This is a genomic window from Actinomadura geliboluensis (assembly GCF_005889745.1).
In the GTDB taxonomy this organism is placed as follows: Bacteria; Actinomycetota; Actinomycetes; order Streptosporangiales; family Streptosporangiaceae; genus Spirillospora; species Spirillospora geliboluensis.
The window spans coordinates 1-22,708 of the sequence record NZ_VCKZ01000105.1 but is presented as its reverse complement, the minus strand read 5'-3'; the positions used below and the strand labels follow the sequence as shown (position 1 = coordinate 22,708).

The following is a 22,708-nucleotide window of genomic DNA, read 5'->3' as shown; positions in this document are numbered from 1 at the left end:
TTAGGGTCTCGTGGGCGAGGAGATGTGTATAAGCGACAGTCGCCCGCCCCGACGGCCGTGATCGCGACCGCGGCGGCCGCGCCCGCGGCGACCAGGCCGATGCCGGCCTTGAGCCGCCACCCGAACCGGACGCCCGTGCGCGGCGGCGTCCCGAGCATCGCGGCGCGGGCCTCGGTCATCTCCTTCAGGGTCGGCGGCTCCGGCTCCCCGTACGCCTCGCGGATCATCTGCAGCTCATCCATGGTCGCCGTCCCCCTCGCGCATCGGATTCGTCCCGCCGAGTGCCTCGCGCACCTTCTTCCTGGCCCGGCTCAACCGCGAGCCGACCGTCCCGTACGGGACGTCCAGCGCCGCCGCGACCTCCTCGTGGGTGAGGTCGGCGAGGGCGACGAGCAGCAGGACGTCGCGCTCGCCGTCCGAGAGCCGGGCGATCGCGCCGGCGAGCCGCCCCCGCAGGCCCTCGGCGCTGACGCGGGCGTCCACCCGGTCGGCGTGCCCCTCCTCCGCCGGGGCGGGGCCGAGCCGGGCGCGGGCCCGCAGCCCGCGCACCTCGCTGCGCCGGTGCTTGCCGATGAGGTTGGTCGCGATGCCGTACAGCCAGGCGCGCACGTTCGCCCGCGCCGGGTCGTAGCGGTCCCGGTTGCGGAACGCCTCCAGGAACGTCTGCGACGCGACGTCCGACGCGGCGTCGGGGCCGAGCCGCTTGGCGGCGTACCCGTGGATCTCGGCGAAATGGGCGTCGAAGACCTCGCCGAACCCTTCGGGGTCGTGCAGGGACGACCGCGGAGCGGCCAGACCGGCGCCGAGCCGGTCCAGCCGCTCCGCGGCGAGGGGGTTCCCCGTCATGTGGTGCCTTTTCGTCTCACGGATGGCGGTCACAGACGTATCACCCGAACCCCCTCGCCACTTTCGCTCCGGGACGCCTACCGGACGCGGTAGGCGCGGATGATGCTCTGGTCGATGCCGCTGCCGCCCGCGTCCTTGGCGCTGACCCGCAGCGACACGGCCTGGCCCTTCACGGGCGCGGGCAGCGGGGCGCTGTACCGGCCGCCGCCGAGGTCGGTGACATCGGCGCCCTGCCAGGTCTTGCCGTCGTCCACGGACGTCCAGAACCGCAGCCCGGTGACCTTCGCCTCGCCCGAGCCCGCCTGCCGCGCGACGGTGAGCACGGCGGGCTCACCGGCAGGCTGGTTGCGCATGTCGAGGTTCAGGTCGTAGTCGACGAGCAGGAGCGCGAGGTTGGCGCTCTCGTTCCCGCGCGTCGCGCGCGAGCGGAACGTCCAGGACGTCGAGGTGCGGGTCGACACCGGGAGGACGGCCGACGCGTCGTTCTCGTACGTCAGCCGGTAGTCGGCCGCACCGGACGGGACGGTGAAGTCGCCGAACGGGCCGTCCTTCTCGCCGAGCTTCTTATCGCCGGCGAACAGCTCCAGGTGCCCCTTCACCTCGTGCATCAAGCAGTCGAAGCCGTCGGGACGGACCTGGAGGTCCACCAGCGAGATCCGCATGTTCTGCCCCGTGCGGGCCGTGGGGTAGCGGGCGCAGAAGCTGGGCGTGACGCCGGTGCCGGAGTACGGGCCGGGCCGCAGCGGCTGGCGGCCCCACCGGTGGGCGACCTGCTCGCCGGGCTTCATCTCGGTGAAGGCGCCCTGGTCGACCCAGTCCTCCTCGCCGAACCTGATGAACCCCAGGTCGCCCCAGAGCATGCCGGAGCCGGCCGAGACGTAGTCGGTCCGGGACGTGCCGGGCTCGACGGGGCCGCTCGCCTCGAAGTTGAGGAGGCCCTCCGCGCTGATGCCGTACCGCTTCTCGCTCATGGGCGCGCCGGTGTCGCCGTCGAACGCGGCGAACTTCTGCTCGACGCGGGCCATCCGCTTGAGTTCGGCCGCGGTGACGGTGTGCGCCGGGTCGGCGGGGATCCCGTTGCCCAGCGGGTGGACGATGTCGTACACGGCTCCGGGCGCGGACAGCCGGTGCTGGGTGGCCGCCTTGAACGTCCCCTTCGTCACGCCTTCCATCGGCTGGACGTAGACGGGCGCGTTGGCGGGGTCGAAGGCGAACACGGAGTAGTACCAGAGGCCGTCGCCGGCGTCCTGCACCATGTCGGCGGCCGCCATCACCGTCGTGGTCTCGACGCCCTCGACGCTCGCGCCGACCTTGACGGCGGCGGCGCCGTCGAGCGTCACGCTCACGTCCCGGTCGACGACCACCTCCGGGTCGCCGACGAGCGCCGAGCGCCAGTCGCTGAAGTCGTCCACGTTGCCGAGCACGGCGTAGCGGCCCGCCGGAACGCGGAGCTTCGCCTCACCCGCGGACGCGTCGACCCACTCGGAGTACAGCGAGTGGTCGTCGAGGTTGACCACGGTGGCGGAGGCGGAGAAGTTCGCGGGGTCGGTGTCCGGCAGCGGCGTGGCCTTGACCGTGAAGGTGTGCGCCGGGGGCTCGACGTAGAACGTCACGGGCGTCTCCAGGACGGCACCGCCGCCCTTGGCCGTGACCACGGCCGTGTAGAGGCCGGGACGGTCACCGACGCGGGAGGCGTCCACGGTCAGCGGCACCTTCGCGGTACCGCCCGCCGGCACGCTCACACCGGCCGGGACGGTCGCGACGCCGTCCGCGGTGCGGCCCTTGCGGTCGGTCACGGTGACGCTGAGCCGCAGGTCGACGGGACGGCCGGTGTTCGACGTCCAGCCGAGTTCCGTGGACAGGCGGGGATGCGCGGGGAACTTCGAGGTCCCGAGACCGGCGATGCCCTGCGCCGCGAGGACGGGGCTGCGCACGGCCTCGCCGATGTCGAGCCGTCCGGCGCCGAGCTGGTAGACGTCGCCGCCGGTGGCCGGGTCGGCGGTGCCGACGAGGGCCGCCTTGATCCGGGCGGGCGTCCAGTCGGGGTGCTTCGCGGCGAGCAGCGCCGCCGCGCCCGCGACGTGCGGCGTCGCCATCGACGTGCCCGACATCCTCGTGTAGTGCGCCCCGGTCGGGGTGCCCTCGGCGGTGCCCGCGGCGCGGGCGGCCTCGATGTCGACGCCCGGCGCGACGATCTCCGGCTTGGCGGTGACGCCGACCGGGCCGCGGCTGGAGAACTCCGCCAGCCGGTCGCGGGCGTCGACCGCGCCGACCGTGAGCGCGGCCTCGGCCGTGCCGGGCGAGCCGACCGACGCGAACGTGCCGTCGTTGCCCGCGGCGACGACGAACAGCGCGCCGTGCTCGGCGGTGAGGTTCGTCAGCGCCAGGGAGACGGGGTCGTCGCCGTCGGTGGGGGCGCCGCCGAGGCTCATGTTGACGATGTCGGCGCGCGGCGCGGCCCACTGCATCCCGGCGATCACGCCGGAGTCGGTGCCGTACCCGTCGTCGTCGAGGACCTTGCCGATGAGCAGGTCCGCGTCCGGTGCGACGCCCTTGCGCTCGCCCGCGGAGGCGGCGCCGGTCCCGGCGATGGTCGAGGCGACGTGCGTGCCGTGCCCGAACCGGTCGACGGTGTCGGGCGACTCGGAGAAGTTCTCCGCCTCCGCCACCCGCCCCTTGAGGTCGGGGTGCCCGGCGTCGATGCCGGTGTCGAGGACGGCGACCTTCGCACCCTTCCCGGTGTACCCGGCGTGCCATGCCGCCGGGGCGCCGACCTGCCGCAGGTTCCGGTCGATCCGGTGGGTCTCGGGCGCGGCCGCGGTCGGGGCGAAGCTCACCTTGACCTTGCCGTCCAGCCAGATGTGCCGGATGCCGCCCGTCGCCTTCAGGGACGGGCCGCGCATCGCGGCCAGGCTCTTGCCGAGGCCGGACGCGCCGTCCTTGGGCTGCCGCACGGCCACGGCGCCGATGCTCGGCAGGTCCCTGCCCTCGCCGAGCGTCCCGCCGAGCGCCGACAGGGACCGGGCGCCCTTCTCCCGCTGGACGATCAGCGGCAGGTCCTTGCTGCGCGCGTCATCGTAGCCCTGCGCGATCAGCGCGGTGACGTCGAACAACTCGGGATCGAGGACGCGGCCGACCAGCCCGGCGACGTCGACCGGGGTGACGACGACGTGCCCGTCCGGCCGGATCTCCTTGCGGAACGAGCGCTTCTCCCGGCCCGGCGCGGGGGTCACCGACACGAGCGGGGGCTTGCCCTTGAGCGTCCGGACGCTGACGGCGTCCCCCGTCAGCAGGGTGACCTTCCATGCCCTGCCCGGGTCGAGGCCGCCCGCCGGCGGCGGCGCGGCCTGCGCGGGCGAGGGTACGGCCGCCAGCGCCCCGGCCGCGAGCAGGAGGCCGAGCAGGGCCCGGCTCCGGCGTCTGTGCGTCATCGAGTCTCCTCTGCGATCGCCGTCCCGCACCGGGACGGTCGATGTTGATCACCCGCAGCGGCCGGTCGTGTTCGCCGGGGCCGTCATGCCGGGGTCGGAGAACGGGTTTCGACCGTGGTCGGATGACCGGGAGGCGCGGGCGGCCGAAGCTGGGCGCCATGACTGCACAGACGAAGGCCACCCCGGCCATCAGGGTGGAGGGGCTGACGAAGCGGTACGGGCGGCGGACGGTGGTCGACGATCTGACGTTCAGCGTCCGGCCGGGCGCCGTGACGGGCTTCTTCGGCCCGAACGGCGCCGGCAAGACGACGGCGATGAAGGCGCTCGTGGGGCTGGCGCGGCCGTCGGCGGGCACGGTGTCGGTGCTGGGCAGGCCGGTGGCGTCGCTGGCGCCGGACGCCCGCCGGATCGGCGTCCACATCGAGCCGTGCGGCGCGCACCCCGCCCGGACGGCCCGCGCGCACCTGCGGGCGCTGGCGCTGGCGGCGGGGCTGCCGCGCCGCCGCGTCGAGGAGGTCCTGGAGACCGCCGAGCTGACGGCGGCGGCGGGCCGCCGGGTCGGCGCCTACTCGCTGGGCATGCGGCAGCGGCTCGGGCTCGCCGCCGCGCTGCTCGGCGACCCGGAGATCCTCGTGCTGGACGAGCCGGCCAACGGCCTCGACCCGCAGGGCATCCGCTGGCTCCGGACGATGCTGCGCGACAGGGCCGCGAAGGGCGGCACGGTGCTGCTGTCGAGCCATCTGCTCGCGGAGGCCGCGCAGACGGTGGACGACGTGGTCGTCATCGACCGTGGCAGGCTGGTCCACCAGGGACCGATCAGTGAGGTGGAGTCGCTGGAGGACGTGTTCCTCCAGCTCACCGGAGGGTTGGAGCGATGATCGGCCTGCTTCGCGGGGAACTGCTCAAGGCGGTGACGACCCGCGCCGTATGGGGGTTCGCGGTCGGCGGGGCGGCGTTCGCCGCCCTGAACGCGGTGCTCGTCGCCAAGGCTTCGGGCACGCTCGACGAGATACCGGAGAAGAAGGAGGCGCTGGCGGGGCTGCCCGTCCTGCTGCTGCTGTGGGGGCTGGTCGGCGCGGCGGGCGAGTACCGCCACCGGACCGCCGCGCCCACGGCGCTGGTGGCCCGGCGCGGGCGCGGGAGGGTCCTGGCGGTGCGGATCGCGGCGTACGCGCTGACCGGGTTCGGGCTGGCGCTGCTGATCAACGCCGTCGCGGCCGGGGTGGCGCTGCCGCTGCTGGCGGACCAGCCCGGCCCGGACCTGACGTCCGGCCAGGTGACCGAGGTCGTGGCGGGCAACGTCCTGGCGCTCGTGCTGGCGACGGTGCTGGGCGCGGCGCTCGGCGCGCTGATCCGCAGCCCGGTCGTCGGCGCGGTGGTGCTCCTGATCCTGGCCCTGGTGGTGCAGCCCCTGGTGAGCGGGGCGTGGGAGGCCGAGTCGAACCTCTCGCCGTTCGGTGCGGCGGGCGTCATGACGGGCGGAACCCACAACACGACGCTCACGGTCGCGGAGGCGGGCGCGGTGTTCGCGCTCTGGACGGTCCTCGCGGTCCTGGTCGCGGTCATGTGCGAACGACGGCGCGACCTGGCGTGAACGTCGCGGAGAGGATCCGGGCGGTGCGGGGCCTGCGGGCCGCGCACCGCCCGGTGCTGTTCGACATCGCGCTCGCCGCGGCCGCGACCGTCGTGGAAGTGGGGCTGCTGTTCAACGACGGCACCGAGGCCGTGCCCCTGCCGATCGCGGTGACCGTCCTGACCGGCGCGATGCTGCTGGCCCGCCGCCGGTTCGGGGTGACGGTGATCGCGGTGACGGTCGCGTCGGCCGCCGCGCTGACCGCCGCCGGGTACTCCCCCGGCGGCGCGCTGCCCGTCGTCGCGCTGTGGTCGCTCGCCGAGACCCGCGACCGGCGCGTCTCGCTCGCGGTGCTGGCACCGGTGGCCGTGTACCTGCAGGTCGACAGCGTCTCCAGCCCGCCCGTGTCGATCGGGGCGTGGATGCTGGGCGCCTACATGCAGACGCGCCGCCGCTACGTCCGGGCGGTGGAGGAGCGGGCCGCCACCCTCGAACGCGAACGGGAGCAGCTCGACCTGATCGCGGCGCAGCGCGAGCGCGGCGCGATCGCCCGCGAACTGCACGACATCGTCGCCCACTCGGTGACGGTGATGCTGATCGGGGTGCGCGGCGCCCGCGACGTCCTGGAGACCGAACCGCGCGTGGCCGCGGAGACGCTGGAGCGGGTGGAGACCAGCGCCGAGCAGAGCCTGGCGGAGCTGCGCCGGATCCTCGTCCTGCTGCGCGGGCGGGACCCGGCGGAGACGCGCCCGCAGCCGTCGCTCGCGGACCTGGACGAACTGGTCGCCGGCTACCGCGCGGCCGGGCTGCCGGTCCGGCTGGAGATCGCCGGGGAGCGGCTGGGGCTGCCGAGCGGTGTCGAGCTGTCCGCGTACCGGATCATCGAGGAGGCGCTGACCAACGCCCTGAAGCACGCCGGGGCGACCACGGTCACGGTAGAGCTGAGCTACGGCGGAGCGGACCTGGAGGTGCGGGTGCACGACGACGGCACGGGGATCGGCGAACCGCCCGGCCCCGGCGGGCACGGCCTGGTGGGGATGCGGGAGCGGGCCGCCGTGCTCGGCGGCGAACTGGAGGCGGGCCCCGCACCCGGCGGCGGGTTCCGGGTCGCCGCGCGGCTGCCGATCGGGGGCCGCGCATGACGATCCGGGTGCTGATCGTCGACGACCAGGAACTGATCCGGATCGGGTTCCGGCTGTTCCTGCAGACCCGTCCCGAACTGGAGGTCGTCGGCGAGGCCGGGGACGGCCGCGAGGCCGTCGACCGGGCGGCGGAGCTGCGGCCCGACGTCGTGCTGATGGACGTCCGGATGCCCCGGATGGACGGCGTCGAGGCCACCGCCCGCCTGACCGCCGCGACCGACCCGCCCCGCGTGCTGATCCTCACCACCTACGACCTCGACGAGTACGTGTTCGGCGCGCTGCGCGCGGGGGCGTCGGGGTTCCTGCTGAAGGACGCGCCCCGCGAGCGGCTGCTGGAGGCGATCCGCGTCGTCCACCAGGGCGAGGCGCTGCTGTCCCCGTCGATCACCCGCCGGCTGATCGAGGACTACGCCGGCCGCGCCGCCCCCGTCCGGCCGGCGCCGGACCTGCTGGCCGCGCTGACCCCGCGCGAGCGCGAGATGCTGCTGCTCGTGGCGCAGGGCCTGTCGAACCAGGAGATCGCCGCGCGGCTCGTCGTCACCGAGGCCACCGTGAAGAGCCATGTCGGCAGCGTGTTCGCCAAGCTCCACCTCCGCGACCGCGTCCAGGCCGTCGTGCTGGCCTACGAGCACGGCATCGTCGTCCCGGGCCGCCGCCCCGACTCCCTGTAGGCCACGTAGGCCCTTCAGGCCGGTCACCGGCTCCGCCGATCAGAGGATCGGCGGCTTCGTCCTCGCGGAGGACGGGAACCGCGCGGCCCTCCTCCGTCCGGGCGAACTGCGGCCGCGGAGCCGCCGTCCGGGAACCGGAATAGGTGGCTCACTCGTCCTGTTGTAGAGGTCGTCAGCAAAGTTGAGCCGGGTCGACTCAAGTCATTTGACACGGGGGCGCCGGTCCGGGCAACCTTGCGACGGAGAAGACGAACCGGCCGCGCCCTGGGGGCGACCGGGGCTGCGATAACACCGGAAACGACGGAGGACGAGAACATGGCACGTGCGGTCGGCATCGACCTCGGGACGACCAACTCGGTCGTCGCGATCCTGGAGGGCGGGGAGCCCACCGTCATCGCGAACGCGGAGGGGTCGCGGACCACGCCGTCCGTCGTCGCCTTCGCCAAGAACGGAGAGGTGCTGGTCGGCGAGGTCGCCAAGCGCCAGGCGGTCACCAACGTGGACCGCACCATCCGGTCGGTCAAGCGCGAGATGGGCACCGACTGGAAGACCAAGATCGACGACAAGGACTTCAATCCGCAGCAGATCAGCGCGTTCGTGCTGCAGAAGCTGAAGCGGGACGCCGAGGCCTACCTGGGCGAGACCGTCACCGACGCGGTCATCACGGTGCCCGCGTACTTCTCCGACCACCAGCGGCAGGCCACCAAGGAGGCCGGCCAGATCGCGGGCCTGAACGTCCTGCGGATCATCAACGAGCCGACCTCGGCGGCGCTGGCCTACCACCTGGAGAAGGAGAAGGAGGCCACCATCCTGGTCTTCGACCTCGGTGGCGGTACCTTCGACGTCTCCCTGCTGGAGGTCGGCGACGGGGTGGTCGAGGTCAAGGCCACCAGCGGTGACAACCACCTGGGCGGCGACGACTGGGACAACAAGGTCGTCGACTGGCTGGTCGAGAAGTTCAAGAACGCCAACGGCGTCGACCTGGCCAAGGACAAGATGGCGCTGCAGCGGCTGCGCGAGGCCGCGGAGAAGGCGAAGATCGAGCTGTCCGGTTCGTCCGAGACGCAGATCAACCTGCCCTACATCACCGCGTCGGCCGAGGGCCCGCTGCACCTGGACGAGAAGCTCACCCGGGCCGAGTTCCAGCGGATGACCTCCGACCTGCTCGACCGGACCAAGGCGCCGTTCCAGTCGGTGCTGAAGGACGCCAACATCGGCGTCGACAAGATCGACCAGGTCGTGCTGGTCGGCGGCTCGACCCGGATGCCCGCGGTGTCCGAGCTGGTCAAGGAGCTGACCGGCGGCAAGGAGCCGAACAAGGGCGTCAACCCGGACGAGGTCGTCGCGATCGGCGCCAGCCTCCAGGCCGGCGTGCTGAAGGGCGAGGTCAAGGACGTCCTGCTGCTGGACGTGACCCCGCTGAGCCTCGGCATCGAGACCAAGGGCGGCATCTTCACCAAGATCATCGAGCGGAACACCACGATCCCGACCAAGCGGTCGGAGACGTTCACCACCGCCGACGACAACCAGCCGTCCGTGGAGATCCAGGTCTACCAGGGCGAGCGCGAGATCGCCGCGCGCAACAAGAAGCTCGGCACCTTCCAGCTCACCGGTCTGCCGCCGGCGCCGCGCGGCGTCCCGCAGATCGAGGTCACCTTCGACATCGACGCGAACGGCATCGTGAACGTCAGCGCGAAGGACCAGGGCACCGGCCGCGAGCAGTCGATGGTCATCACCGGCGGCAGCGCGCTGCCGAAGGACGACATCGAGCAGATGGTCCGGGACGCCGAGCAGTACGCCGAGGAGGACCGCAAGCGCAAGGAGGAGGCCGAGGTCCGCAACCAGGCCGACACCCTCGCGTACTCGACCGAGAAGTTCCTGCGGGAGAACGACGACAAGGTCCCCGCGGACCTGAAGACCGAGGTCAACGACGCGGTCGCCGAGGTCAAGAAGGCCCTGGAGGGCACCGACGTCGAGGCCATCAAGGGCAGCGCCGAGAAGCTCGCGCAGGTCTCCCAGAAGATGGGCGCGGCGATGTACGCGCAGAACCCCGAGGGTGCCGCCGCCGGCGCCGAGGACCACGGTCCGACGGCCGACGCGCAGGGCCCGCAGGACGACGAGGTCGTCGACGCGGAGATCGTGGACGAGGACAAGCCGAAGGAGGAGGGCCGATGACCGCAGCGAAGCGAGGGTCTTCGGCCCCCCGCTTCGGGGGTCTGGGGGTCGCCCCCCAGAAGGGTGGTGCATCGTGACGTCCTCCTCCGGTGAGGGCGAGGAGAAGGAGGGCCCGGTGATCCGCGACAAGCGGCGCATCGATCCCGAGACGGGGGAGGTCCGGGGGCAGGCGGCGGGTTCGCCGTCCGCCCCGGAGGCCCCGGTGGACGGGGTCGCCGAGCAGGTCTCCGACGAGGAGGTCTCCTCGCTGAAGACCCAGCTGGCGGAGCGGCTCGCCGACCTCCAGCGGTTGAAGGCCGAGTACGACAACTATCGCAAGCGGGTCGAGCGCGACCGGGTCGCGGTCCGCGAGCAGGCCCTCGGTCAGGTGCTGACCGAGCTGCTCCCGGTGCTGGACGACATCGGCCGCGCCCGCGACCACGACGAGCTCACCGGCGGGTTCAAGTCCGTCGCGGAGAGCCTGGAGGCGGTCACGGGCAAGCTCGGCCTGGAGCGGTACGGCGAGAAGGGCGAGCCCTTCGACCCGACCGTGCACGAGGCGCTGATGCACTCGCTCTCGGCGGACGTGACCGAGACGAGCGTCGTCGACGTCCTCCAGCCCGGGTACCGGATCGGTGAGCGGATACTGCGCGCGGCGCGCGTCGCGGTGGCCGACCCCGACCCGGACGCCGGCCCGGGCGAGCCCGGCGACGAGCCGGGCGACGACGGCGAATGAGCCCGCGCGGGCCCGCTCCCATCCGGGGGCGGGCCCGGTCGGGGGCGTGAAGGACATGTGGCAAGTGGCGAGAGCAGAAGGCGGGGCGCCGTGAGCACCAAGGACTACCTGGAGAAGGACTACTACAAGGTCCTCGGTGTGGCGAAGACGGCCTCGCAGGAGGAGATCAAGAAGTCCTACCGGAAGCTGGCGCGCAAGTACCACCCGGACGCCAACAAGGGCGACACGGAGGCCGAGGAGCGCTTCAAGGAGGTCTCCGAGGCCTACGACGTGCTGTCGGACGAGAAGCGCCGCAAGGAGTACGACACCGTCCGGTCGATGCCGGGCGGGTTCCGCGGCGGCCAGCAGGGCGGCGGCTTCGGGTTCGACCTCGGCGACCTGTTCGGCCAGGGCGGCACCGGGACGCAGACGGGCGGCGCCGGCGAGCGCATCGGCGACCTGTTCGGCGGCCTGTTCGGCCGGGGCGGCGGCGGCACCCGCACCACGGGGACGACGCGGCGCGCCCGGCGCGGCGCGGACGTGGAGACCGAGGTGACGCTGTCGTTCGGCCGCGCGATGAACGGCGTGACCGTCCCGATCAAGCTGACCAGCGAGGCGGCCTGCGACGCGTGCCGGGGCACCGGCGCGAAGGCCGGCACCGTGCCGCGGGTCTGCCCGAACTGCGAGGGCACCGGGCACGAGACCCGCAACCTCGGCAACTTCGGCTTCCAGGAGCCGTGCCACGAGTGCCGCGGCCGGGGCCTCGTCGTCGACGACCCGTGCCCGATCTGCCACGGCAGCGGCCGCGCGACCGGCACCCGCACCATCCAGGCCCGCATCCCGGCGGGCGTCGCCGACGGCCAGAAGATCCGGCTGAAGGGCAAGGGCGCCCCGGGCGAGAACGGCGGCCCGGCCGGCGACCTGTACGTGAACATCAAGGTGCGCCCGCACCCGGTGTTCGGCCGCAGCGGCGACAACCTCACCCTGACGATCCCGGTGACCTTCCCCGAGGCGGCGCTCGGCGGCGAGATCCGCGTCCCGACGTTCCAGGGCCAGCCCGTCACGCTGAGGCTGCCGGAGGGCACGCCCAACGGCCGCAAGTTCCGTGTGAAGGGCCGCGGCGCGACCCGGCGCGACGGCACGAAGGGCGACCTGCTCGTCACCGTCGACGTGCACGTCCCGCAAAAGCTGGACGAGCAGTCCCGCGAGGCGCTGGCCAAGCTCCGCGAATCGGGCGGCGGCGACGACCTCCGCGCCGACATCCTGCAGCAGGCCAGACAGGAGTGAAGGAATGGACCCCTTCGGTGATGACACTCCGGTCTATGTGATCTCGGTGGCGGCGCAGCTGTCGGGGCTGCATCCGCAGACGCTGCGCACCTACGACCGGATGGGGCTGGTGTCCCCCGGCCGCACGGCCGGGCGGGGGCGGCGCTACTCGATGCGCGACATCGTGCTGCTGCGCGAGATCCAGCGGCTCTCCCAGGAGGAGGGCATCAACCTGTCCGGCATCAAGCACATCCTGGAGCTGCAGCGCGACAACGTGCGGCTCCGCGAGGAGCTCGCGAAGGCGCACGCGGCGCTGGAGGAGCTCGCCAACGAACTCGAATCGACCCGGTCCGTCGCGGCGCGGCTGGCGCAGCAGCGGCGGCACGGGGAACCGGGCACGCCCGGCTCCGACCTGGTGCCGATCCGGCACACGAGCGTCGTGGTCTGGCGCGAGCGCAACTCCGAATAGGACTTTTCACGGGGACTGGGGACATGGACTACAAGCTGACGCAGAAGAGCCAGGAGGCGGTGTCGGTCGCGGTCCGCAGGGCGGCGGCCGAGGGGCATCCCGAGGTGGAGCCGCAGCATCTGCTGGCGGCGCTGATCGCGCTGCCGGACGGGACGGCGGTGCCGCTGCTGGAGGCGGTCGGCGCCGACTGGCAGGCGATCCGGCGGCGGGCGGAGGAGCAGCTCGCGGCGCTGCCGAAGGCGCAGGGGTCGACGGTGTCGTCGCCGCGGCTGTCGGGCCTGCTGCAGCGGTCGATCAACACGGCGGCGAACCGGGCGCAGCAGCTGGAGGACGAGTACGTCTCGACCGAGCACCTGCTGGTCGGCCTCGCCGCGGACGGGGGCCCGGCGGCGGGCCTGCTGAAGGAGTTCGGGGCGACGCCGCAGGCGCTGCTGGACGCGTTCGAGAAGGTGCGCGGGCACGCCCGCGTCACGAGCGAGAACCCGGAGGGCACGTACCAGTCGCTGGAGAAGTACGGCGTCGACCTGACGGCGGCGGCCCGCGACGGGCGGCTCGACCCGGTCATCGGCCGGGACGCGGAGATCCGCCGTGTGGTGCAGGTGCTGTCGCGCCGGACGAAGAACAACCCGGTGCTGATCGGTGAGCCGGGCGTCGGCAAGACGGCCGTGGTGGAGGGTCTCGCGCAGCGCATCATCGCGGGCGACGTACCGGAGTCGCTGCGCGGCAAGAAGCTCGTCTCGCTGGACCTCGGCGCGATGGTCGCGGGCGCGAAGTACCGCGGCGAGTTCGAGGAGCGGCTGAAGGCCGTGCTGAACGAGATCAAGGAGTCCGAGGGGCAGATCGTCACGTTCATCGACGAGCTGCACACCGTGGTCGGGGCGGGCGCGGCCGAGGGCGCGATGGACGCCGGCAACATGCTGAAGCCGATGCTGGCGCGCGGCGAGCTGCGCATGATCGGCGCGACGACGCTGGACGAGTACCGCGAGCGCATCGAGAAGGACCCGGCGCTGGAGCGCCGCTTCCAGCAGATCTTCGTCGGCGAGCCCACGGTGGAGGACTCGATCGCGATCCTGCGCGGGCTGAAGGGCCGCTACGAGGCGCACCACAAGGTGCAGATCAACGACTCGGCGCTGGTCGCGGCGGCGACGCTGTCGGACCGCTACATCACCTCCCGGTACCTGCCGGACAAGGCGATCGACCTGGTGGACGAGGCCGCGTCCCGGCTGCGGATGGAGATCGACTCCCGGCCGGTGGAGATCGACGAGCTGCAGCGCGCGGTGGACCGGCTGAAGATGGAGGAGCTGAACCTCGCCAAGGAGACCGACGAGGCGTCCCGGCAGCGGCTCGACCGGCTGCGCAAGGACCTCGCCGACAAGCAGGAGCACCTGACCGGCCTCGTCGCCCGCTGGGACAAGGAGAAGGCGAGCCTGAACCGGGTCGGCGAGATCAAGGAGACGATCGACCAGCTGCGCGGCGAGGCGGAGCGCGCCCAGCGGGACGGCGACCTGGAGACGTCCGCGCGGCTCACCTACGGCGAGATCCCGGCGCTGGAGAAGCAGCTGGAGGAGGCGTCGGAGGCGGCGGAGAACCGCGACGCGATGGTCAAGGAGGAGGTCGGGCCGGACGACGTCGCCGACGTGGTCGCGTCCTGGACGGGCATCCCCGCGGGCCGGCTGCTCGAAGGGGAGACGGCGAAGCTGCTCCGCATGGAGGACGAGCTGGGCCGCCGCCTGATCGGGCAGGAGGCCGCGGTCCGCACGGTGTCGGACGCGGTGCGCCGCGCCCGCGCGGGCATCTCCGACCCGGACCGTCCGACCGGCTCGTTCCTGTTCCTCGGCCCGACCGGCGTCGGCAAGACCGAGCTGGCGAAGGCGCTCGCGGAGTTCCTGTTCGACGACGAGCGGGCGATGACCCGCATCGACATGAGCGAGTACTCCGAGAAGCACAGCGTCGCCCGGCTGGTCGGCGCGCCGCCGGGATACGTCGGCTACGAGGAGGGCGGGCAGCTCACCGAGGCCGTCCGGCGCCGCCCGTACTCGGCGGTGCTGCTGGACGAGGTGGAGAAGGCGCACCCGGAGGTGTTCGACATCCTCCTGCAGGTGCTGGACGACGGCCGGCTGACGGACGGGCAGGGCCGCACGGTCGACTTCCGCAACACGATCCTGATCCTCACGTCCAACATCGGGTCGCAGTTCCTGGTCGATCCGACGCTGGAGAACGGGGCGAAGCGGGAGGCGGTGTGGAACGCCGTCCGGAACTCGTTCAAGCCGGAGTTCCTGAACCGCCTGGACGACGTGATCCTGTTCGACGCGCTGTCGACGACCGAGCTGACCCGCATCGTGGACCTGCAGGTCGAGAAGCTGGCGGACCGGCTCGCCGACCGGCAGCTGACGCTGGAGGTCACGCCGGCGGCCCGGGAGTGGCTGGCGCTGACCGGCTACGACCCGCTGTACGGGGCGCGCCCGCTGCGCCGCCTCGTGCAGACGGCGATCGGCGACCAGCTCGCCAGGGAGCTCCTCTCCGGCGAGGTCCGCGACGGCGACGAGATCGTGGTCGACCTGGACGAGGCCGCCGACCGCCTGACGGTCGCCCCGAAGAGCGGCCTGACCCTCACCAAGTAACGGGTCCCGACGGGCCGGCGCACCGCGCCGGCCCGTTCGTCTTCCCAGCGTGCGGGGCGGTGAGCAGGGGCGGGAGGCGCCTTCACGGTCCCTTCGAAGATTATTAAAGTTTCTTTAGGGATTCCCCCGCTAGCGTCCGTCGGCATTGCGGCACGCCGAAATCCGGTGGCCGCGGGACGACCGTTGGGAGATCTCCTCATGCGCAGGTCCGTCGCCTACCCCCTCGCCGCCGCGGCGGCCGTCGCGGCGCCGGTGCTCGTCGCCGCCCCCGCCTCGGCGCACGGCTACGTCTCCGCTCCCCCGAGCCGGCAGGCGCTGTGCGCGACGGGTGCCGTCCCCGACTGCGGCCCCATCCAGTTCGAACCGCAGAGCGTCGAGGGCCCGAAGGGGCTGAAGAGCTGCGACGGCGGCCTCGGCCAGTTCGCCGTCCTCGCGGACGAGAGCCGGAACTGGCCCGCCGCGTCGGTCGGGACCAGCGTCGACTTCCGGTGGGTGTTCACCGCGCGGCACCGCACGTCCAACTGGGAGTACTTCATCGGGAACACCAAGGTCGCGACGTTCGACGGCGGCAACCAGCAGCCGGACGCGGTCGTCACGCACAAGGTCGATCTCAGCAAGTTCCCGGGGAAGCGCACCGTCCTCGCGGTGTGGAACATCGGCGACACCCCGAACGCGTTCTACAGCTGCATCGACCTCAACGTGGGCGGGGGCGGGGGCGGCTCCCAGCCGGAGCCCACCACGGAACCGGAACCGGCGCCGAGCCCCACGACGCAGGCTCCGACCGCACCGGCGCCGCCGCCGAGCAGCCGCCCGCCCGCGCCGACCGGCGAGCCCGCGGCCGGCGGGACGTGGCGGGCCGGCGAGACGTACAAGACGGGCGACGTCGTGTCGTTCAACGGCGCGCAGTTCCGCTGCCGCCAGGGCCACACGGCGCTCCAGGGCTGGGAGCCTTCGCAGTTCACGCTGGCCCTGTGGCTGCCGCTGTGACGGCCGGTCGCCGCGCGCTCCTGCTGGCCGCCGCCGCTCTCGCCGCGCCCGTCCTGCTGACGGCGTGCAGCGCCGAGCCGGCGAAGACGAAGCCGGCGAGCGCGGCCTCCAGCGCACCGGCCGCCGGCTACAACGACCAGGACGTGGTCTTCCTGCAGATGATGGTCGCCCACCACGAGCAGGGCCTGGAGATGGTGCGCCTGGCCGCCCAACGCGCCCCGCGCAAGGAGGTGCGGACGCTCGCCGCGGCCGTCGACGCGACGCAGTCGGAGGAGCTGAAGCTCATGAAGGCGTGGCTCGGCAAGTGGTCGAAGCCGACGACGTCCGACGCGGCGACGCAGGCGCACCTGCACCACGGCGCCGCGCCCGCCACCGGCGCCAAGGAGATCGGCACCCTGCGGAAGACGAAGGGCACCGGCTTCGAGCCCGCCTTCCTCAACCTGTTCATCGGCCACCAGGGCAGCGCGGTGGAGATGGCGCGGGCGGAGCAGAGCAAGGGCGCGAGCCCCGACGCGAAGGCGTTCGCGAAGCGCGTCGTGGAGTCGCGCAGCGCCGAGATCCGCCAGATGCTGCGCCTGCTCAACACCTGACGGCCCCCCACATCGGACGGCGTGCCCGTCCACCGCGTGCGCGACGGTGGACGGGCCGCCCGCCGTCACACCTCCAGGTTCTCCTCGATGTCGCGGAGCCGGTGCCTGGCCATGGCCAGGTTCGCGCGGGATCTGTCGAGGGCCATGTAGAGGAAGAGGCCCTTGCCCTTGCGTCCGGTCACCGGGCGGATGACGTGGTACTGGCTGGAGATGCTGATGAGGATGTCCTCGATGTCCTCCTTGAGGCCGAGCTGCTCCATGGTGCGGAACTTGGCCCGCACCACCTCGGTGTTCCCGGCGGCGGCCACCTCGAGGTCGAGGGTCTTGGAACTGCCCAGATGCCCGAGTGCCATGCCGCTGTTGTAGTCGACCACGGCGGCGCCGATCGCCCCGTCGATCGTCATCATGTCCTTCAGCGCGAGGTCGAGGTTGGACACATGCTCCCCTTTCGTTGTCATTGCCTTCGGCGCGGGGTCGACAGGTGGGCGGCGACGGCGCGCGCCACCGGGCGCGACTCCAGGTGCAGCCGCCCCACGTTGACGGTCGGTTCCGCGAGGACGGTGAGGGACGCGGTCGGGCCGGCCGCGTAGATCACCACGTAGCCGTCCACCCCGCGGATCACCACCTCGTGGAACGCGCCGCCGTGCGCGGTCAGCGCGATCCGGTGCGCCAGCGACAGGCCCGTGGCCGTCACCGCCGCCATCCCGGTCGGCTCGACGGCCGCGGCCAGGTCGTGCGCGATGAGCAGCCCGTCCGCCGACGCGACCAGGCTGCCGGTGAGCTGCGGGACGCGCGCCCGCAGCGCCCGCAGCTCCGTCGCCACCTCGGCCTCGGGGAGCCGCGCCGCCGTCCCCGTCCCCGCTCGTTTCGCCACCTTCGCCAGCCCTTCGATCAGTCGTTTCACCGGTCGTCCGGTCAGCCGAGCTCCACCAGTGCCGTCCGCAGCCGGTCGAGCAGTTCGTGATCGGGCGCGGCCCACTCGACCGCCCCCGCGTCCCACCCCCGCGGCACCGCGGCCGTGCGCGACTCCGTCGCCACGGGCGGTTCCGTCTCCACGAGCGACGCCGCGGCCAGGCCGCGGACGGCGAGCAGGCAGCCGAACGCCGTCCGCCCGAGGTCGCGGGCCAGCCGCGCGGGGGTGCGCCGCCCGTCGGCGTTGAGCAGGATCTCCGCCTGGACGCCGGTCAGGATGACGCGCTGCCGCCGCACCCGCCGGACCGGGACGACGGGCGCGGCGTCAACGCTCCCGCCCGGCCAGGCCGCGTCGAGCCGGGCGCGGCGGCGCCGCTGCTCGTGCACGAGCGTCGCCACGCCGATCCGCAGCGGGCCGCCCGCCGTATCCTCCACGCCTTCCGTGAACACCGGCTCGGCCGCCGAACCGAGCAGGAAGTAGGCGGCGTCGAACAGCGCGAGCAGCGCCGGCAGCTCGGGATCGGGCCCGCCGGGCAGGTCGCCGGCGCCCGGCACGTGCCTGCTCTCGGCGTGGACGACGGCCCCGCCGGCGAGATGGAACGCGCCATCGTCGCCCACCCGGAGCACACCGGTGCGCCTTTCCCGCTCCAGCGCGGCGAGCGCACCGCAAATGTCGCCGCCCATGTCACCCGTCCGCCATTTCACGGACGAGGCTCCGCATGTGCAGCCGCGCGAGCGCGATATTGCCGTTCTCCCGGTCGAGCAGCAAATGGACGAAGAGATGCCCGTCGACGTCGGCTCCGGAAAGGGCCAAGAGGTGATATCCCGCGGCGCCGCATACGATGATCTCTTCGATGTCATCGCCCGCCGCGGTCGCGCTGAGCGCCGGCGAGGCCAGCACCGCCCGCACCACATCGGTCGCGCTCGCCGCGTCCTCATGCTGGTCAACGATGTCCTCGCGGCCCGCCGCCGCGACGGCGAGCCCGCTGGCGCAGTCCACCAGCGTCACCCGCTGGGCCCCCGGGATCGTCATCATCCGGGCAAGGCAGTCGTCAATCCGCACTCATTCCCCCACCGAATGAGAGTTGCAGGAACTCGACCATAGCCACAACTTTGCCCCCAGCAACACCAACTAGGTGAATCCCAACCACACCACCCGACTGGGGTATGAATACCGACCCGTATCGAAACCGGTCAGCCCGGCTGCACCACTCCCTCCGCAGAATCGGCCCACCCGAACCCGCCAATTCCGCGCCACCCACAACCGCCCAACGCGGCCCGCCGCAGGACGGCGCGGTGATTCCGCTGTGAGCGTGCAGGGGTTCTGTACGTAACGTACGGAAGGCAGAGTTCTCCTCATGAGGCTTCTGATGCTGGGCGGGACGGAGTTCGTGGGGCGGGCCATCACCGAGGACGCCCTTGCACGCGGCTGGGACGTGACCGTCTTCCATCGCGGACGCCACGACCCGCCCGCCGGGGTGCGGTCGCTGCACGGCGACCGCACCACCGCCGACGGACTCAAGGCCCTCGCGGACGGCGAGTGGGACGCGGTGGTCGACACCTGGTCGGGCGCACCGTCCGCCGTCCGCGATGCCGCACGCCTTCTCGCGGGCCGGGTCGGGCGCTACGTCTACATATCCAGCGTTTCCGTCTACCGGTTCCCCACGCCGCCCGGCCTCACGGAGGAGACGGCCGTGGTGGACGGCTCTCCAGACGCCGGTGACGTGGACTACGCCGCCGCTAAGCGAGGCAGCGAACTCGCTGCGCTCGACACGTTCGGAGACAAGGCCCTGCTGATGCGGGCCGGTCTCATCCTGGGCCCTTACGAGAACATCGGGCGCCTGCCGTGGTGGCTGAACCGCATCGCGCAAGGCGGTGACGTCCTGGCCCCCGGCCCGCGCGACTTGGGCTTGCAGTACATCGACGTACGCGACCTGGCTGCATGGACCCTGGACGCCGCAGAGCAGGGCCTAGGCGGCCCCTACAACCTGGTCAGCCGACCGGCCCACACGACGATGGAGGAGCTGCTCCAAGCCTGCATCCACGTGACCGGCTCGAAGGCGAACCTCGTCTGGACGGCCCCGGAGACCATCCTGAAAGCGGGCATCCAGCCGTGGACGGACCTTCCGGTCTGGCTTCCGCCCGGCGAGGCCCACGACACCATGCACCAAGCCAGCGCCGACAAGGCCCTCGCCGCAGGGCTGCGTTGCAGGCCCGTCCAGGAGACGGTCGCCGACACCTGGCAGTGGCTCCAGTCGATAGGCGGACGGGCACCGCAGCGTCCTGACCGTCCAGTGGTGGGTCTGGCTCCCGACAAGGAGGCCGAGACGCTGCGCTCAGGGGAGATGGGTGGAGATCCGGGTGAGGAGGGCGCGGAGTAGGGCCAGTTCCTCGCGGCCCACCGCGTCCTGGACCCGGGCCCACTCCGCCTCGACGGCGGCGGTCAGGCGGGTGACCTCCTCCTGGCCGCGTTCGGACAGGAACACGAGGATCCTGCGGCGGTCCTCCTCGTCCGGGCGGCGGTAGACCAGGCCGGCGGACACCAGGCGGTCGACCACCTTGGTGAGCGTGGGAGCGGGCAGCAGGGCGTGCTCGGCGATCTCGGTCATCGGATGCCCGGAACCGTCGGACAGCAGGGAGGTGACGCGCCACTCCTCCACGGTCGAGCCGGCGGTCTTGAGGGCGGCGCCGAGCCGGGCGGTGATGTCGCGCTCGACGCGCGCCAGCACCCGCGGGAGGTCCAGCTCGTGCTGCGGAACACCTGTCGTAGTCATCGCAACAACCAAGATTACCGCCTCGTAGAAAGTATTTTCGGCCGCCCATGGGCTACCGTCCCGGATATGGACGACCTGAACGTCGCCCTGGTGGTGCCGTTGCAGGGGCCCGCGGGACTCTTCGGGCCCTCCGCCGAGCTGTGCGCTCGATTGGCACAGGAAGAAATCAATGCCGAGGGCGGCGTGCTCGGCCGCCGGCTGCGGCTGGTCCTCGTGGACGGGGGCGCACCGCCGCCGGTGGTCGCCGACCGGGTCGGGTCGCTGGTCGGCTCGGGCGCCGTGCACGCGGTCACCGGCTGGCACATCTCGGCCGTCCGGCAGTGCCTCGCGCCGCGCCTCGCCGGGCGCGTCCCGTACGTCTACACCGCGCTGTACGAGGGCGGCGAGCGCTCTCCGGGGGTGTTCCTCACCGGGGAGACGCCCGACGGGCAGCTGCGGCCGGCGCTGCGGCGGCTCGCCGCGGAGTTCGGCATCAGGCGCTGGACGGTCATCGGCGACGACTACGTCTGGCCGCGCGTCTCGGCGCACGCCGTCCGGTCGTACCTGGCGGAGCAGGGCGCGGTGCTGTGCGACGAGATCTTCGTCCGCCTCGGCACGCAGGACTTCAGCGGCCCGCTGCGTCGGATCGACGCGAGCGGCTGCGAGGGCGTCCTCATGCTGCTGGTCGGCGACGACGCGGTGGCGTTCAACCGGGCGTTCGGCGCGGCGGGGCTGCCGCACCTGCGGTTCAGCCCGCTGATGGACGAGAACATGCTGCTCGCGTCGGGCGTGGAGGGCACGCGCGGGCTGTACGCGGCGGCGGGGTTCTTCGAGACGCTCCCGACCGGGGACGGCCTGGACTTCGGCGGCCGCTACCACCGCCGGTTCGGCGCGCAGGCGCCGCCGCTCAACAGCATGGGGGAGTCCTGCTACGAGGGGGTGCGGCTGCTCGGCGAGCTGTTCCGGCGCAGCGGCGAGCCGGACGTGCGCCGCATGAGCGCGGTCGCCGAGGGCATCGGCTACGACGGGCCGCGCGGGCCCGTCGAGGTGCGGGACCGGCACCTGCGGCAGCGGGTGTTCCTCGCCGCCGCCGACGGGCTGGAGTTCGACGTGCTGTGCCAGCTCACCCCTTGACCATTAGTTCATTTCAAAATAGTTTCTACAGAAAATAAGGGGGTTTTCATGGCGGCGACCTACGACCTCGGCGACTTCACCCTGCAGGGCGGCGCGACCCTGCGCGGAGCACAGCTCACCTACGAGACCTACGGCGACCTGGCGGCCGACAAGGGCAACGCCATCGTCTACCCCACCTGGTACTCCGGCCGGCACCAGGACAACGAGTGGCTCATCGGCGAGGGCATGGCGCTGGACCCGGCCCGCTACTTCATCATCGTGCCGAACATGCTGGGCAACGGGCTGTCCAGCTCGCCCAGCAACACACCGCCGCCCTACGACCGCGCCCGCTTCCCGCACGTCACCATGTACGACAACGTCGAAGCGCAGCACCGGCTCGTCACCGAACACTTCGGCATCGAGCGGCTGCCGCTGGTCACGGGCTGGTCCATGGGCGCGGGCCAGACCTACCAGTGGGCCGTCAGCCATCCCGAGATGGTCGAGCGGATCGCCCCCTTCTGCGGATCGTCCCGCACCAGCTACCACAACCAGGTCTTCCTGGAGGGCGTGAAGGCCGCGCTCACGGCCGACGCCGCGTTCGCCGAAGGCTGGTACACCTCTCCCCCTACGCGAGGGCTGCGCGCCGCCGCGCGCGTGTACGCGGGCTGGGGCTTCTCCCAGGCGTTCTACTGGGACCGCCTGTACGAGCGTCTCGGCTACAGCTCTCTCGAAGACTTCCTCGTCGGTTTCTGGGAGGGCTTCTTCCTGGACGACCGCGACGCCAACAACCTGCTGACCATGCTCTGGACGTGGCAGAACGCCGACGTCGGCCGCACACCCGGCTTCGACGGCGACACCAAGGCCGCGCTCGCGTCCATCAAGGCGCGGGCCCTCGTCATGCCCGCCGAGAAGGACCTGTACTTCCCGCCCGAGGACGAGGCGTGGGCCGTCCAGCACATCCCGGGCGCGGAGCTCCGCGTCATCCCCGGCGTGTGGGGGCACTTCGCCGGCCACGGCAGCAACCCCGAGGACACCGCCTTCATCGACGCCGCCCTGAAGGAACTTCTGGCCGCGTGACCGCCGCCTGACCGCCGCTCGCCGTCCGACCCGTGCGCGCCGCCTGACCAGCGCGGGGGCCGGCCGGCGGGATCCGGCCGCACACCCATTGACTATTACTTCACATCCGAATAGTTTCTGTGGGAAGTAATTCGTGCGGCTGGAGGCCCGTCATGGTGATCTATCAGTACCGCTGCGCCCGGTGCGGACCCTTCGACCTCGCGCTGCCGATGGGCGGCGCACGCCCCGAGAACCCGTGCGCGGACTGCGGCGGCACCGCCCGCCGCGTCTACACCGCCCCGGCGCTCACCCGGCCCGGCGCGCCGCTGACCCGGGCGCTGGACGCCCAGGAGGCCAGCAGGCACGAGCCGAAGATCGTCTCGGCGCCGCCGCCGGGGCGCCCCCGTCC

23 protein-coding genes are annotated in these 22,708 nt (G+C 72.5%); 15 read left to right on the top strand and 8 right to left on the bottom strand.

The window, feature by feature from the left end; translation table 11 throughout:
- The 3 genes from ETD96_RS16475 to ETD96_RS16465 all read right to left on the bottom strand — a co-directional run.
- Positions 1 to 242 (bottom strand): hypothetical protein (locus ETD96_RS16475; RefSeq protein ID WP_138637344.1); only part of this gene is annotated, 242 nt, incomplete at its 3' end.
- A complete protein-coding gene (locus tag ETD96_RS16470; protein ID WP_138637343.1) occupies positions 235 to 846 on the bottom strand; it encodes an RNA polymerase sigma factor in 612 nt (203 codons plus the stop codon). The genes ETD96_RS16475 and ETD96_RS16470, both read right to left, overlap by 8 nt.
- Positions 847 to 923: 77 nt before the next feature.
- Positions 924 to 4,277 carry a S8 family serine peptidase gene (locus tag ETD96_RS16465; RefSeq protein ID WP_138637342.1) on the bottom strand — a complete coding sequence of 1,118 codons (3,354 nt, stop codon included), beginning with the start codon at positions 4,275 to 4,277 and terminating at the stop codon, positions 924 to 926.
- 158 nt (positions 4,278 to 4,435) lie between these two features.
- On the opposite strand from ETD96_RS16465, the gene ETD96_RS16460 reads away from it, so the two are divergent.
- The 11 genes from ETD96_RS16460 to ETD96_RS16415 all read left to right on the top strand — a co-directional run bounded on the left by ETD96_RS16460 (position 4,436) and on the right by ETD96_RS16415 (position 16,465).
- A complete protein-coding gene (locus ETD96_RS16460; RefSeq protein WP_138637341.1) occupies positions 4,436 to 5,155 on the top strand; it encodes an ABC transporter ATP-binding protein in 720 nt (239 codons plus the stop codon).
- Positions 5,152 to 5,871, top strand: a complete 720-nt coding sequence (locus ETD96_RS45905; RefSeq protein WP_205719302.1) for a hypothetical protein — start codon at positions 5,152 to 5,154, stop codon at positions 5,869 to 5,871. The genes ETD96_RS16460 and ETD96_RS45905 overlap by 4 nt, the downstream gene beginning before the upstream one ends.
- A complete protein-coding gene (locus ETD96_RS45900; protein WP_205719301.1) occupies positions 5,868 to 6,992 on the top strand; it encodes a sensor histidine kinase in 1,125 nt (374 codons plus the stop codon). The genes ETD96_RS45905 and ETD96_RS45900 overlap by 4 nt, the downstream gene beginning before the upstream one ends.
- On the top strand, positions 6,989 to 7,663 hold the full coding sequence (locus ETD96_RS16450; protein WP_138637339.1) for a response regulator: 675 nt from the start codon (positions 6,989 to 6,991) through the stop codon (positions 7,661 to 7,663). Before ETD96_RS45900 ends, ETD96_RS16450 begins: the two co-directional genes overlap by 4 nt.
- Before the next feature lie 315 nt (positions 7,664 to 7,978).
- Positions 7,979 to 9,838, top strand: coding sequence for a molecular chaperone DnaK (dnaK, locus tag ETD96_RS16445; protein ID WP_138637338.1), 1,860 nt, complete (start codon positions 7,979 to 7,981; stop codon positions 9,836 to 9,838).
- A 73-nt stretch (positions 9,839 to 9,911) separates the two neighbouring features.
- Positions 9,912 to 10,553 (top strand): nucleotide exchange factor GrpE, encoded by a 642-nt coding sequence (gene grpE, locus ETD96_RS16440; protein ID WP_338072557.1) that lies wholly within the window; start codon positions 9,912 to 9,914, stop codon positions 10,551 to 10,553.
- 90 nt (positions 10,554 to 10,643) lie between these two features.
- Positions 10,644 to 11,819: a molecular chaperone DnaJ gene (dnaJ, locus tag ETD96_RS16435; protein ID WP_138637337.1), complete on the top strand. Its 1,176-nt coding sequence runs from the start codon at positions 10,644 to 10,646 to the stop codon at positions 11,817 to 11,819.
- Between the two features lie 4 nt (positions 11,820 to 11,823).
- A complete protein-coding gene (locus ETD96_RS16430; protein WP_138637336.1) occupies positions 11,824 to 12,267 on the top strand; it encodes a heat shock protein transcriptional repressor HspR in 444 nt (147 codons plus the stop codon).
- A gap of 23 nt (positions 12,268 to 12,290) precedes the next feature.
- Positions 12,291 to 14,888 carry an ATP-dependent chaperone ClpB gene (gene clpB, locus ETD96_RS16425; RefSeq protein WP_138637335.1) on the top strand — a complete coding sequence of 866 codons (2,598 nt, stop codon included), beginning with the start codon at positions 12,291 to 12,293 and terminating at the stop codon, positions 14,886 to 14,888.
- A gap of 198 nt (positions 14,889 to 15,086) precedes the next feature.
- Complete coding sequence (locus tag ETD96_RS16420) at positions 15,087 to 15,875, top strand: lytic polysaccharide monooxygenase (RefSeq protein ID WP_138637334.1); 789 nt, start codon at positions 15,087 to 15,089, stop codon at positions 15,873 to 15,875.
- Complete coding sequence (locus ETD96_RS16415) at positions 15,860 to 16,465, top strand: DUF305 domain-containing protein (protein ID WP_138637333.1); 606 nt, start codon at positions 15,860 to 15,862, stop codon at positions 16,463 to 16,465. Before ETD96_RS16420 ends, ETD96_RS16415 begins: the two co-directional genes overlap by 16 nt.
- A 65-nt stretch (positions 16,466 to 16,530) precedes the next feature.
- Here the strand turns inward: ETD96_RS16415 and ETD96_RS16410 are convergent, their stop codons facing one another.
- The 4 genes from ETD96_RS16410 to ETD96_RS16395 are packed head-to-tail and all read right to left on the bottom strand — an operon-like array spanning position 16,531 to position 18,440.
- Entirely contained in the window at positions 16,531 to 16,923 is a 393-nt protein-coding gene (locus tag ETD96_RS16410) for a hypothetical protein (protein ID WP_420884761.1), read from the bottom strand.
- Entirely contained in the window at positions 16,920 to 17,369 is a 450-nt protein-coding gene (locus ETD96_RS16405) for a roadblock/LC7 domain-containing protein (RefSeq protein ID WP_240807727.1), read from the bottom strand. Before ETD96_RS16405 ends, ETD96_RS16410 begins: the two co-directional genes overlap by 4 nt.
- 11 nt (positions 17,370 to 17,380) lie before the next feature.
- Positions 17,381 to 18,061: a transcriptional regulator gene (locus ETD96_RS16400; RefSeq protein WP_138637331.1), complete on the bottom strand. Its 681-nt coding sequence runs from the start codon at positions 18,059 to 18,061 to the stop codon at positions 17,381 to 17,383.
- 1 nt (position 18,062) lies between these two features.
- On the bottom strand, positions 18,063 to 18,440 hold the full coding sequence (locus tag ETD96_RS16395) for a hypothetical protein (RefSeq protein ID WP_240807725.1): 378 nt from the start codon (positions 18,438 to 18,440) through the stop codon (positions 18,063 to 18,065).
- Positions 18,441 to 18,735: 295 nt separating this feature from the next.
- On the opposite strand from ETD96_RS16395, the gene ETD96_RS16390 reads away from it, so the two are divergent.
- Positions 18,736 to 19,758 carry an NAD-dependent epimerase/dehydratase family protein gene (locus tag ETD96_RS16390; protein WP_138637330.1) on the top strand — a complete coding sequence of 341 codons (1,023 nt, stop codon included), beginning with the start codon at positions 18,736 to 18,738 and terminating at the stop codon, positions 19,756 to 19,758.
- On the opposite strand, the gene ETD96_RS16385 is transcribed toward ETD96_RS16390, so the two are convergent.
- Entirely contained in the window at positions 19,714 to 20,151 is a 438-nt protein-coding gene (locus ETD96_RS16385; RefSeq protein WP_138637329.1) for a MarR family winged helix-turn-helix transcriptional regulator, read from the bottom strand. The two genes, ETD96_RS16390 and ETD96_RS16385, sit on opposite strands and share 45 nt — an antisense overlap.
- Before the next feature lie 66 nt (positions 20,152 to 20,217).
- On the opposite strand from ETD96_RS16385, the gene ETD96_RS16380 reads away from it, so the two are divergent.
- From ETD96_RS16380 to ETD96_RS16370, 3 genes are all read left to right on the top strand, one after another.
- Complete coding sequence (locus tag ETD96_RS16380) at positions 20,218 to 21,264, top strand: substrate-binding domain-containing protein (protein WP_138637328.1); 1,047 nt, start codon at positions 20,218 to 20,220, stop codon at positions 21,262 to 21,264.
- A gap of 48 nt (positions 21,265 to 21,312) precedes the next feature.
- Positions 21,313 to 22,320 carry an alpha/beta fold hydrolase gene (locus tag ETD96_RS16375; RefSeq protein WP_138637327.1) on the top strand — a complete coding sequence of 336 codons (1,008 nt, stop codon included), beginning with the start codon at positions 21,313 to 21,315 and terminating at the stop codon, positions 22,318 to 22,320.
- A gap of 152 nt (positions 22,321 to 22,472) precedes the next feature.
- Positions 22,473 to 22,708: FmdB family zinc ribbon protein (locus tag ETD96_RS16370; RefSeq protein ID WP_138637326.1), on the top strand; the 236-nt coding region annotated here is incomplete at its 3' end.

What these genes read in the sequence shown, in the direction of transcription:
- dnaK (WP_138637338.1), top strand. Translation starts at nt 7,979, where the DNA reads ATGGCACGTGCGGTCGGCATCGACCTCGGGACGACCAACTCGGTCGTC.
- ETD96_RS16380 (WP_138637328.1), top strand. Translation starts at nt 20,218, where the DNA reads ATGGACGACCTGAACGTCGCCCTGGTGGTGCCGTTGCAGGGGCCCGCG.
- ETD96_RS16470 (WP_138637343.1), bottom strand. Translation starts at nt 846, where the DNA reads ATGACGGGGAACCCCCTCGCCGCGGAGCGGCTGGACCGGCTCGGCGCC.
- ETD96_RS16465 (WP_138637342.1), bottom strand. Translation starts at nt 4,277, where the DNA reads ATGACGCACAGACGCCGGAGCCGGGCCCTGCTCGGCCTCCTGCTCGCG.
- ETD96_RS16410 (WP_420884761.1), bottom strand. Translation starts at nt 16,923, where the DNA reads ATGACAACGAAAGGGGAGCATGTGTCCAACCTCGACCTCGCGCTGAAG.
- ETD96_RS16400 (WP_138637331.1), bottom strand. Translation starts at nt 18,061, where the DNA reads ATGGGCGGCGACATTTGCGGTGCGCTCGCCGCGCTGGAGCGGGAAAGG.
- clpB (WP_138637335.1), top strand. Translation starts at nt 12,291, where the DNA reads ATGGACTACAAGCTGACGCAGAAGAGCCAGGAGGCGGTGTCGGTCGCG.
- ETD96_RS16450 (WP_138637339.1), top strand. Translation starts at nt 6,989, where the DNA reads ATGACGATCCGGGTGCTGATCGTCGACGACCAGGAACTGATCCGGATC.
- ETD96_RS16430 (WP_138637336.1), top strand. Translation starts at nt 11,824, where the DNA reads ATGGACCCCTTCGGTGATGACACTCCGGTCTATGTGATCTCGGTGGCG.
- ETD96_RS45905 (WP_205719302.1), top strand. Translation starts at nt 5,152, where the DNA reads ATGATCGGCCTGCTTCGCGGGGAACTGCTCAAGGCGGTGACGACCCGC.
- ETD96_RS16390 (WP_138637330.1), top strand. Translation starts at nt 18,736, where the DNA reads ATGAGGCTTCTGATGCTGGGCGGGACGGAGTTCGTGGGGCGGGCCATC.
- ETD96_RS16420 (WP_138637334.1), top strand. Translation starts at nt 15,087, where the DNA reads ATGCGCAGGTCCGTCGCCTACCCCCTCGCCGCCGCGGCGGCCGTCGCG.
- ETD96_RS16375 (WP_138637327.1), top strand. Translation starts at nt 21,313, where the DNA reads ATGGCGGCGACCTACGACCTCGGCGACTTCACCCTGCAGGGCGGCGCG.
- ETD96_RS16460 (WP_138637341.1), top strand. Translation starts at nt 4,436, where the DNA reads ATGACTGCACAGACGAAGGCCACCCCGGCCATCAGGGTGGAGGGGCTG.
- ETD96_RS16385 (WP_138637329.1), bottom strand. Translation starts at nt 20,151, where the DNA reads ATGACTACGACAGGTGTTCCGCAGCACGAGCTGGACCTCCCGCGGGTG.